Here is an 11,339-nt window from a genome sequence, read left to right as displayed (position 1 = left end):
CCATCCCCACACCACCAGCAGCCGCATGCACCAACAACCGCTCACCCCGCCGCAACCCACCCAAATCAAACAACCCGAAATACGCGGTCAGATAAACGACCGGAATCGCAGCGCCCTCAACGAACGAAAAGCCCGTCGGCATCGGCACCACCGTCCGTCGGTCCGCCACCGCCCTCGACCCGAAGGCGTCCAACACCAGGCCCAGCACCCGGTCACCCGGGGCCAGGTCATGCACATCGGCACCGACCTCGATCACGACACCGGCGGCCTCACTGCCCAGCGGCGCGTCCCCGGGATACATACCCAGGGCGATCAGCACATCGCGGAAGTTCAGACCCGCCGCGCGGACCCCGATACGTACCTCATGGGCGCCCAACGGACGGTCGGCGTCCGACGCGGTGATCGCCAAACCCTCCAGCGAACCCTTGCGATCCACCGACATCCGCCACGCACCACCCGCCGGCGCCACCGGCGCCCGACCCAACCGAGGCGCCAACAACCGCCCATCACGAACCGCCACCTGCGGCTCACCCGCACCGAGCACCCCAGCCCAGTCCGGCACACCACCACCATCAACATCCACCAACACGAAACGCTCGGGATGCTCCGACTGGGCACTACGCACCAAACCCCACACCGGAGCCAGCACCAAATCCGGCGACTCACCACCAACCGCCACACCCTCGCGCGTCACCACCACCAACCGCACGCCAGCAAACCGCTCATCGGCCAACCACCACTGCAACAGCGCCAGCATCTCGGCTGTGGCGGCCCGGCCGGCCAGCGCCACGGCATCGGCGGCTGCCGGAGAGCCGACCGCGACCACGACCGCGTCCGGCGCGGGGGCACCGTCGGTCATCGCCCGCCGTACCGCCTCCAGGTCCGCGAAACGGTCGCCCGCCCCACCCACGTCGCCGACGAGCGCGACCCGGACCGAAGCGCCACTCCCGACCGGAACCGGCGTCCACTCAAGCTGGAACAGCGAACGCTGCCCGCCGCCCTGCGTCCTCTCCAGCTGCGCCTGGTCGACCGGTCGTACCGCCAGCTTCTCCACGCCCACGACCAGCTCGCCGCGCTCGTCGACCACGTCGATCCGGACGGTCGAGTCCTCGGCCGGGCTGATCCGGACCCGCACGCGCGAGCCGCCGCCGGGGCCGAACCGCACACCGGACCAGGAGAACGGCAAGTCCGCCGGGGAGCCGGGCTCCTTGTCGATCAGGCAGCCGTGCAACGCCGCGTCGAACAGGGCGGGGTGCAGCCCGAACCGGCGGGCGTTGTCTGCCTCCTCGTCGGGCAACACGACCTCGGTGTAGAGGTGCTCACCGGCGCGCCACGCCCCGTGCACCCCCTGGAAGATCGGCCCGTACTCGTAGCCGGCCTCGGCCAGCGTCGGGTAGAGCGCGTCGACCGTGACCTGCTCGGCGCCGGTCGGTGGCCACGCTGGTGGGAACGGCACCAGCGGCGCCGCCGGCACCGCCAACCAGCCGCGCGCGTGGCAGGTCACCACGTGGTCGCCGTCCTCGTCCGTACTCTGCGGTTGGGAGTAGACGGCGACCTCGCGGCGGCCGTCGTCGTCCGGCTCGCCGACGGTGACCTGCACCTGCGTCACCGCCCGATCGGCGAGGACCAGCGGTGCCTCCAGCACCAGCTCCTCCAGAGCCGCGCTGCCGACGTGCTGGCCAGCGGTCAGGGCCAGCTCCACCAGCGCCGCGCCGGGTACGAGCACCATCCCGAACACGGCGTGGTCGCTCACCCACGGCGCGACGTCCTGCGAGATCCGGCCGGTGAACACCCACTCGTCGCGGTCACCGACCTGCACCGCCCCGACCAGCAGCGGATGCTCGATGCGGCCCATACCCGCACCGGCGGCGTTACCGACGTCGGCGGCAGGCACCAGCCAGTACCGTTCCCGCTGGAAGGCGTACGTCGGCAGCTCCACCCGGCGTGCACCGGAGCCTGCGGTGAACACCGACCAGTCCACCGGTACGCCAGCCACGTGTGCCGCGGCCAACGACGCCGCGAACCGTTCGAGGCCACCCTCGCCGCGACGCAGCGAGCCGGTCACCGTGACCCGGGGGGCGTCGTCGAGCGCCTCGACGGTGTCCTGCATGCCCATCGTCAGCACCGGGTGTGGGGACACCTCGACGAAACAGGTGGTGCCGTTGGCGACCAAGACCCGGACCGCCGGCTCGAAGCCGACCTGGCCGCGCAGGTTGTCGTACCAGTAGGCGGCGTCGAGCGTGCTCGTGTCGACGAACTCGCCCCGGACCGTGGAGTAGAAGGGGATCTGCCCCGGGCGCGGCGCGATCGGAGCGAGCAGCTTCAGCAGCTCCTCCTCGATCGCCTCGACCTGGACGGAGTGCGAGGCGTAGTCGACGGGTACCCGCCGGGCGCGGACGCCGTCGCGTTCGCAGGCTGCCATCAGCTCGTCGAGTGCCTCGGGTTCGCCGGAGACGACGACCGCCGCCGGGCCGTTGACGGCGGCGACGGAGACGCGCCCGCCGTGCGGTTCGAGGTAGCGCTCGACCTGGTCCACCGGCAGCGCCACGGAGACCATTCCGCCCCGGCCGGCAAGGCGCTCGCGTACCGCGCCGCTGCGCAGCGCGACGACCAGGGCCGCGTCGTCGAGGGACAACCCGCCGGCGACGTACGCCGCGGCGATCTCACCCTGGGAGTGTCCGAGGACCGCCGTCGGTGCGACACCGTACGACTGCCAGAGTCGGGCCAGGGAGACCATCACCGAGAAGAGCACCGGCTGCACCACGTCCACCCGCTGCAGCGATGGCGCGCCGGGGACTCCGCGCAGGACGTCCTCGAGCCGCCAGTCGACGTATCGGGACAGCGCCGCACCGCAGGCGGCGATCTCCGCGGCGAAGACCGGCGCGGTTTCGAGCAGTTCCGTCGCCATGCCCTCCCACTGCGAACCCTGGCCGGGGAAGACGAACACCGTCCGGTCTCCACCGACCTGGCCCTCGATCACGTTGGCCAAGGGTTCGGCGGCGGTGAGCGCACGGAGGCCGGTCAGTAGCGAGCCACGGTCGGTGGCGACGACCACCGCGCGGCGTTCGAGGTGCGCCCGGGTGGTCGCCTGGGAGAACGCGATGTCCGCGAACCTGACGTCGGGCTGGGCGATCATGTGGGCGCGCAGCCGGTCGGCCTGAGCCCGCAGGGCCGCCTCTCCGCGTGCGGAGATCGGTATCGGCACCACGTGCGGCGTCTGCGCCGGGTCGGCCGGGTCGGTGTCTACCGACGCCTCGACCGGCGGCTCCTCGATGATGACGTGGGCGTTGGTGCCGCTGACGCCGAACGAGGAGACGCCGGCGCGGCGCGGCCGGTCGCCGGTAGGCCACGGCTCCGCCTCGGTCAGCAGTCGCACGCTGCCCGCCGTCCAGTCGACGTACGGTGACGGCGCGTCGACGTGCAGGGTGCGGGGCATCGTCCCGTGCCGCATCGCCATGATCATCTTGATCACGCCGGCCACCCCGGCGGCGGCCTGGGTGTGGCCGATGTTGGACTTGATCGAACCGAGCCGCAACGGGCCGTTCTCGCGCTCGCGACCGTAGGTGGCGAGCAGCGCCTGGGCCTCGATCGGGTCACCCAACCGGGTGCCGGTCCCGTGCCCCTCGACAATGTCGACATCGGCCGGGTTCAGCCCGGCGTTGGCCAGCGCCTGACGGATCACCCGCTCCTGGGACGGCCCGTTCGGCGCGGTCAGCCCGTTACTCGCACCGTCCTGGTTGACCGCGCTGCCGCGGAGCAGTCCGAGCACCTGGTGGCCGTTGCGACGCGCGTCGGACAACCGTTCCAGGACCACCAGGCCGGCGCCCTCGGCCCAGCCGACCCCGTCGGCGGCGGCGGCGTACGCCTTGCAACGCCCGTCCGGTGAGACACCGCGCTGTCGGCTGAACTCCACGAAGACGCTCGGCCGGGCCAGCACGGTGACGCCACCGGCGAGCGCCACCGCGCACTCACCGGCGCGCAGCGCCTGCGCCGCCAGATGCAACGCGACCAGCGACGACGAGCAGGCGGTGTCGACAGTGATGGCCGGTCCCTCGAACCCGAAGGTGTAGCTGAGCCGGCCGGACGCGACGCTGGCCGCCGACGAGATCGACAGGTACCCCTCGATTTCGGGGCGCCGGGCGCTGGTGCCCGCGACGAACCCGTAGTCCTGGTACATCACGCCGCAGAAGACGCCGGTGTCACTTCCCCGCAGGGGCGTGGCGTCGATGCCCGCGTCCTCGAACGCCTCCCATGCCACCTCGAGCAGCAGCCGCTGCTGCGGGTCCATCGCCAGCGCCTCGCGCGGGCTCACGCCGAAGAAGTCCGCGTCGAAGTCGCCCACCCGTTCGACGAAGCCACCCTCGCGGGTGTAGGCGGTGCCGGGGTGGTCCGGGTCGGGGTCGTAGAGGTTCTCGACGTCCCAGCCACGGTCGTCCGGGAACTCGGAGGTCCCGGGGCGCCCGTCGGCGACGAGCTGCCACAGTTCGTCCGGGGACATCACACCGCCGGGGTAGCGGCAGCCCATGCCGACGATGGCGATCGGCTCGCTCGCGCGGTCCTCGATCTCCTTGAGCCGGGCCCGGGTCTCGCTGAGGTCGACGGCGGCCCGCTTGAGGTACCGGACGAGCTTCTCCTGCTGTGGGTCGTTGCCTTCAACGCTCATTGCCTTGTCCCCCTGGTGATTCGGGCGTGCGGTCGTACTCGTCATGCCTCGCCGAATTCGGCGTCGAAGAGTTCGAAGACCTCGTCGACTGTGGTGGCCGCCTCGATCAGTTCGCTGGTGTGCCGTGGACCGTCGGTGAGCGCGGCCAGCAGTGTGCGCAGCCGGCTGGCGACCCGCTGCTTCTCGCTGTTCGCGGCGGTGGCGAGCAGGGCTTCGAGCTGCCGGATCGTCTGGTCGACGGGCGGTTCTGCGGCGGGACCGCCACCGACCTCGGTGAGCAGCAGTCGCGCGACCGCCACGGACGTCGGATGGTCGAACACCAGGGTCGGTGGCAGCCGTACGCCGCTGACCTGGGTGAGCCGGTTACGCAGCTCGACCGCGCCGAGCGAGTCGAACCCGAGCTCCTTGAAGGAGCGGTCCGGGTCGATGGTGCCGGGTGAGGCGTGCCCGAGGACCGCCGCGACCTGCACCCGGACGATCTGGAGTACGACTGCCTCCCGTTCGGCGTCATGGACGCCCGCCAACCGCTGCGCGAGGGACACCTCCGCCTCGACACGCCGGGCCGGTACCCGGACCAGCCCACGCAGCAGCGCGGGCAACGTCCCTACCCGGGCCTGCGTCCGCAGCGCTCCGAGGTCCAGCCGGACCGGCGCCAGCAGTGCCGCGTCGAGCCGCTGGGCGTGCTCGAACAGCTCCAGCCCCTGCGCGGTCGGAAGAGGCTGGACCCCGATCCGTTCCAGCCGTGCGACGTCGGTCTCGTCGAGTTCGCCGGCCATGCCGCCCGCGTCGGCCCAGAGACCCCAGGCCAGCGAGGTGGCGGGCAGTCCCTCGGCCCGGCGCTGCTGGGCGAGGGCGTCGAGGACGGCGTTGGCGGCGGCGTAGTTGGCCTGCCCGGGGCTGCCCACGAGGGCGGCGACCGAGGAGAAGAGCACGAACGACGACAGCTTCAGACCCGCCGTCAGCTCGTGCAGGTGCAGGGCGGCGTGGACCTTGGGCCGCAGGACCCGTTCGAGCCGCTGCGGTGTCAGCGACTCGATCACGCCGTCGTCGAGGACGCCGGCGGCGTGCACGACCGCCGCGAGTGGGTGGTCGAGCCCATCGATCAGGCGGGCGAGCTGGCCGCGGTCGGTGACATCGCAGGCCGCCACCTGTGCCTGGCAGCCGAGCGCCGCCAGGTCGGCGAGAAGGTCCGGTACGCCGGTCGCGGCGGCTCCGCTGCGGCTGACCAACAGCAGTCGCTTCGCTCCGCGTACCCCCGCCAGGTGCCTGGCGAAGACCGCCCCCAGACCTCCGGTGCCTCCGGTGACGAGCACGGTGCCGTCGAGATCGAACGACGGCGGCTCCGCGTCGGCGGGCGCGGCCGGCGCCCGGACCAGCCGGGGGGCGAGCAGCCTGCGGGCCCGGACGGCCAACTGCGGCTCGTCGAGGCTGGTCAACGTGCTCCAGTCGATCCCGTCGACAGTTCTGTTCCCATCGACAGTTCCGTTCCCGTCACCGGACCCGGTCCCGTTGCCGGCGCCGCCTTCGTCGCTGGCGCCGTCGAGGTCGACCAGGACGAAACGACCGGGATGCTCCGACTGGGCGCTGCGGACGAGTCCCCAGATCGCGGCCTGCGCCAGGTCCGGGGCCTCGTCATCACCGACGCCGATCCCGAACCGCGACACGACGACCAGCCGGGCGTCCGCAAGCCGTTCGTTGGCCAGCCACCACTGGAGCAGTTCCAGGGTCTGCTCGGCGACCGCACGGGCCGCCTCCGCCGGATCCGGCGCCCGGGTCGGCGTCGGGATCGTGGCGACGACCAGGTCCAGGGCGGCCCCGGTGAGGGCCCGGTCGAGTGAACCCCGGTCGGCGTGGTGGCCCTCCCCCGAGCCAATGCCGAGGTGGGCGATCCGCATCGGGCCGGCTCCTGCCGTGGCCGCGACCTCGGTCCACTCCACGGCGAACAGGGCACTGGGCCCGGCTCGGAGGGCGGCGGTGAGGGCGCTCTGGTCGACCGGGCGGAAGGCGAGGCTGTCCACGGCGGCGACCGGGGTGCCGTGCTCGTCGGCGATCTCCACCCGGAGCGCGGCGGCACCGGCGGGGCCGACCCGGACCCGGAGCCGGCCGGTGCCGGGCTGCTCGATCCGCACCCCGGACCACGAGAACGGTAGGTCGGTCGGGGAGTCGACCTCCTTGTCGATCAGCCCGCCGTGCAACGCCGCGTCGAACAGGGCTGGGTGCAGCCCGAACCGGCCGGCGGCATCGGCCTGTCCCTCGGGCAGCGCGATCTCCGCGTGGATGTGCTCGCCGACCCGCCAGGCGGCGCGTACGCCCTGGAAGACCGGCCCGTAGTCGTAGCCGGCCGCGTGCAGGCGCGCGTAGAGCGCGTCGACCGCCACCGGCTCGGCACCGGTCGGCGGCCAGGTGGTCGCGAACGGGGTCAGCGGTTCCGCCGCCACGGCGAGGACACCCCGGGCGTGGCAGCTCGCCGTACCCTCGTCGCCGTCGCCCTCGGGACCGGTCTCCGGGCGGGAGTAGATCGCCACCTCGCGCCGGCCGTCGGAGTCCGGCTCCGCGACGGTGACCTGGACCTGCACACCGCCGCGTTCGGGCAGGATCAGCGGCGCCTCCAGCAGAAGTTCCTCGAGCACCGGGCTGCCCGCGCGCCGCCCGGCGGTCAACGCCAGCTCGACCAGGGCCGTACCCGGAACAATGACCATGCCCAGCACGGCGTGGTCGCGCAGCCACGGCGCGGTCTCGTGGGACAGGCGCCCGGTGAAGAGCCAGTCGTCGCGGTCACCGACCCGGACCGCCGCCGCCAGCAACGGGTGGTCCAGTCGGCCGAGACCGGCGGCGGCGGGGTCACCCGGGCGGGCGCTGGAGGGAACCCAGTACCGCTGCCGCTGGAACGCGTACGTCGGCAGTTCCACCCGGCGCGCGCCGACGTAGAACGACGACCAGTCCACCGGCACCCCGGCCAGGTGCGCCTGGGCGAGGAAGGCGGCGAACGTCTCCGGCTCGGCGTGCCGGGCGCGAAGGGCCGAGGCGAAGACGGTGCCGTCCTCGTCGAGGATCTGCCGCGCCATCACGGTCAGCACCCCGTCGGGGCCCAGCTCGAACAGTCGCCGCACACCCAGCGTCCGCAGGGTCCGTACCCCGTCGAGGAACCGGACGGCCCGGCGTACGTGGTCCACCCAGTAGCCGGGGTCGGTCAACTCCGAGGTGACGAGGTCACCGGTCAGGTTCGACACCACCGGGATGCCCGGCTCGGCGAAGGTGAGGCCCTCGGCGACCCGGCGGAACTCGGTCAGCATCGGGTCCATCAGGTGCGAGTGGAACGCGTGACTGACCCGCAGCTGCGTACTCTTACGCTCCTGCCAGCGGGGCAGCCACTCCTGCAACGCCTGCGCGTCACCGGAGACGACCACCGACTGCGGCCCGTTGACGGCCGCGATCGACAGCCGGTCGGTGAACCCGGCCAACGAGTCGGTGATCTCCTGCTCGGTCGCCTGCACCGCCGCCATGCCACCACCGGCCGGCAGCGCACCCATCAGCCGGCCTCGGGCGGCGACCAGCGTGCACGCGTCCGGCAGCGACAGCACGCCGGCCACATGCGCGGCGGCCAGCTCGCCGACCGAGTGCCCGATCAGGTAGTCGGCGCGGACACCGAGCGACTCGACCAGCCGGTAGAGCGCGACCTCGACGGCGAAAAGCGCCGCCTGGGTGTACGCGGTGGCGTTGAGCAGGTCTGCCTCGGCGCTGCCCTCCGGAGCTGCCAGCAACTCCTTCAGGGAGCGACCCAGGTGCGGGTCCATCTCGGCGCAGACCTCGTCGAGGGCTTCGGCGAACCGTGGCTGGGTCGCCGCCAGTGCCACGCCCATCCCGGGGCGCTGCGCGCCCTGACCGGTGAAGAGGAAGGCGGTCTTGCCACCCACCGTGGCGCCGGTGAACACCCCGGCGGCCGGTTCCCCCGACGCCAGCGCCGCCAGGCCGGCCAGCAGCCCGTCCCGGTCGGTCGCCACCACCGCCGCGCGCTGCGCAAGCTGTGCCCGGCTCGATACCGACGAGAAGCCCACGTCGAGCAGTTCGCACTCCCGTCGGGCCAGCAGCTGCGACCGCAGCCGGTCCGCCTGTGCCCGCAGGGCCGCGTCACCACGCCCGGACACGAACACGGGTACGGCGCCCACGTGCCGCTCGGTCGAAGCGGTCTGGGCCGGCGGCGTCTCGTCCCGGGGCGCCTCCTCGACAATCACGTGCGCGTTCGTACCGCTGATCCCGAACGACGACACGGCGGCCCGGCGGGGTCGTTTCGACACCGGCCACGGCTCGGCCCGGGTGAGCAGCCTGATCTCACCGGCGTCCCAGTCCACGTGCGGCGACGGGGCGTCCACGTGCAGCGTGGCCGGCAGCGTCTCGTGCCGCATGGCCTGCACCATCTTGATCACTCCGGCGACGCCGGCCGCCGCCGAGGTGTGGCCGATGTTCGACTTGATCGACCCCAGCCGCAATGGACCGTCGGTGCGGTCCCGTCCGTACGTCGCCAGCAGGCTCTGCGCCTCGATCGGGTCACCGAGGCGGGTTCCCGTGCCGTGCCCCTCGACCACGTCGACTTCGGCCGTGCTCAGCCCTGCACTGGCCAGCGCCTGCCGGATCACCCGCTCCTGGGAGGGCCCGTTCGGCGCGGTCAGACCGTTGCTCGCACCGTCGGAGTTGACAGCGCTGCCGCGCAGCACCGCCAGCACCTGGTGGCCCTTGCGGCGCGCGTCCGACAGCCGCTCCAGCACCAGCAGACCGAGCCCGTCGGAGAACCCCGTGCCGTTCGCACCAGCGGCGTAGGACCGGCACCGGCCGTCCGACGCCAGCCCTCGCTGCCGGCTGAACTCCACCAGCAGGAACGGCCCGGCCATCACCGTGACGCCGCCGGCGAGGGCGAGTGAACACTCCCTGTTCCGCAGCGCCTGGGCGGCCAGGTGCAGCGCCACCAGCGACGACGAGCACGCCGTGTCGACCGTGACGGCGGGCCCCTCCAGGCCGAAGGTGTAGGCGATCCGGCCGGACAGGACACTCGTCGTGGTGCCAGTGAGCCGGAACCCTTCCAGCTCCGGCGGCATTGATCCGCCATAGTCGGAGGTCAACGCACCGCAGAAGACGCCGGTGTCGGAGCCGCGCAGCACGTCCGCGTCGATGCCCGCGTCCTCCAACGCCTCCCAGGCCGCCTCCAGCATCAGCCGCTGCTGCGGGTCGATGGCCAGGGCCTCCCGTGGGCTAATCCCGAAGAACTCGGCGTCGAATTCACCCACGCCGTCGATGAACCCGCCGCCGCTGGTATAGACGCTGCCGACCTTCTCCGGGTCGGGGTCGTAGAGGCGGTCGAGGTCCCAGCCGCGATCGTCGGGCAGGGCGGAGACCGCGTCGCGGCCCTCGGCCACGAGCTGCCACAGCTCGTCCGGCGAGCTGACCCCGCCGGGATACCGGCAGCTCATCCCGACGATGGCTACCGGTTCGAGGTCGCGCTGCTCCAGATCGCGGATGCGCTGGTTCGCCGTACGCAGCTCACCGGTCACCTTCCGCAGATAGGTTCGAAGCTTCTGCTCGTCGGTCATCGAGCTGCGTGAGTTGTCCGTGCCCTGGGTCATACCGCTCCGAGTTCCTTGTCGATCAGGTCGAACATCTCTTCGTCGGACACCACGTCGAGGTCTTCGTTGGACCCCGCCTCGGGCTCGTGACGGCTACCGGTTGTCGCACCGAGGACGAATCGCAGCCGGTTGTTGAGCGAGCGCAGGCGCGGCCCGTACTCGGCGAGCTGCTGCTCGTCGTTCGCCACCGCGGTGAGCAGGGCCTCGACCCGCTGCAACAGCTCCTCCTCCTCGGCCGGTGGGCCGTCCTTCGCCTCCACCCCGCCGACCTCGGTGAGTAGGAGCTGGGTGATCGCGGCCGGGGTCGGCCGGTCGAAGATGAGCGTGGTGGGCAGCCGTAGCCCGGTGGCCCGGGTCAGCCGGTTGCGCAGCTCGACCGAGGCGAGCGAGTCGAACCCGAGTGCCTTGAACGTGCGGTCGGCGTCGATTGCTTCCGGCGAGGCGTGCCCGAGGACCGCCGCGACCTGGGCGCGCACCAGGTCGAGAGCGACACCTTGCCGGTCGTCCGGGGCGACGGCGGCCAGCCGTTGGGCGAGCGAACCGCCGGTGGCGGTGGCGCGTTGCGCCGGTGCCCGGACCAGTGCGCGTAGCAGGGGCGGCAGCATGCCCGACCGGGCTTGGGCGCGTAGTGCGACGGTGTCGAGCAAGACGGGTACGAGCAGTGCCTCGTCGAGCTGTTGGGCCTGGTCGAACAGCTCCAGGCCGAGCTCTTTCGACAGGGCCTTGATGCCCATCCGGCCCCAGCGCGCGACGCTGCCCTCGTCGAGGGTGCCGGCCATGCTGCGTTCCTCGGCCCACAATCCCCAGGCCAGTGACGTCGCTGGCAGACCCGCCGCCCGACGACTCGCCGCCAAAGCGTCCAAGAAGGCGTTCGCCGCCGCGTAGTTGCCCTGCCCCGGACTACCAATCAACGCCGCAACCGAGGAGAACAACACAAACGCCGACAACTCCAGACCAGCGGTCAACTCATGCAAATGCACCGCAGCGTCGACCTTCGGAGCCATCACCCGCCGCACCTGCTCCGACGTCAACGACTCCACCACACCGTCATCCAACACACC

General features: G+C 72.2%; 1 protein-coding gene and 2 pseudogenes. All 3 read right to left on the bottom strand.

From position 1 onward, the window contains the following. Positions 1-4,642 (bottom strand): annotated as a pseudogene (locus ACLQ28_RS34235) (beta-ketoacyl synthase N-terminal-like domain-containing protein); the annotation flags it as partial. Positions 4,643-4,704: 62 nt separating this feature from the next. After that, positions 4,705-10,245 (bottom strand): annotated as a pseudogene (locus tag ACLQ28_RS34230) (SDR family NAD(P)-dependent oxidoreductase); the annotation flags it as partial. Positions 10,246-10,274: 29 nt separating this feature from the next. Next, on the bottom strand, positions 10,275-11,339 hold a 1,065-nt coding region (locus tag ACLQ28_RS34225), incomplete at its 5' end, for a KR domain-containing protein (RefSeq protein WP_425690399.1).

Origin of the sequence: Micromonospora sp. DT201 (assembly GCF_049841575.1) — a bacterium.
Lineage (GTDB): Bacteria > Actinomycetota > Actinomycetes > Mycobacteriales > Micromonosporaceae > Micromonospora.
This window is presented reverse-complemented; position numbering and strand designations above follow the sequence as displayed.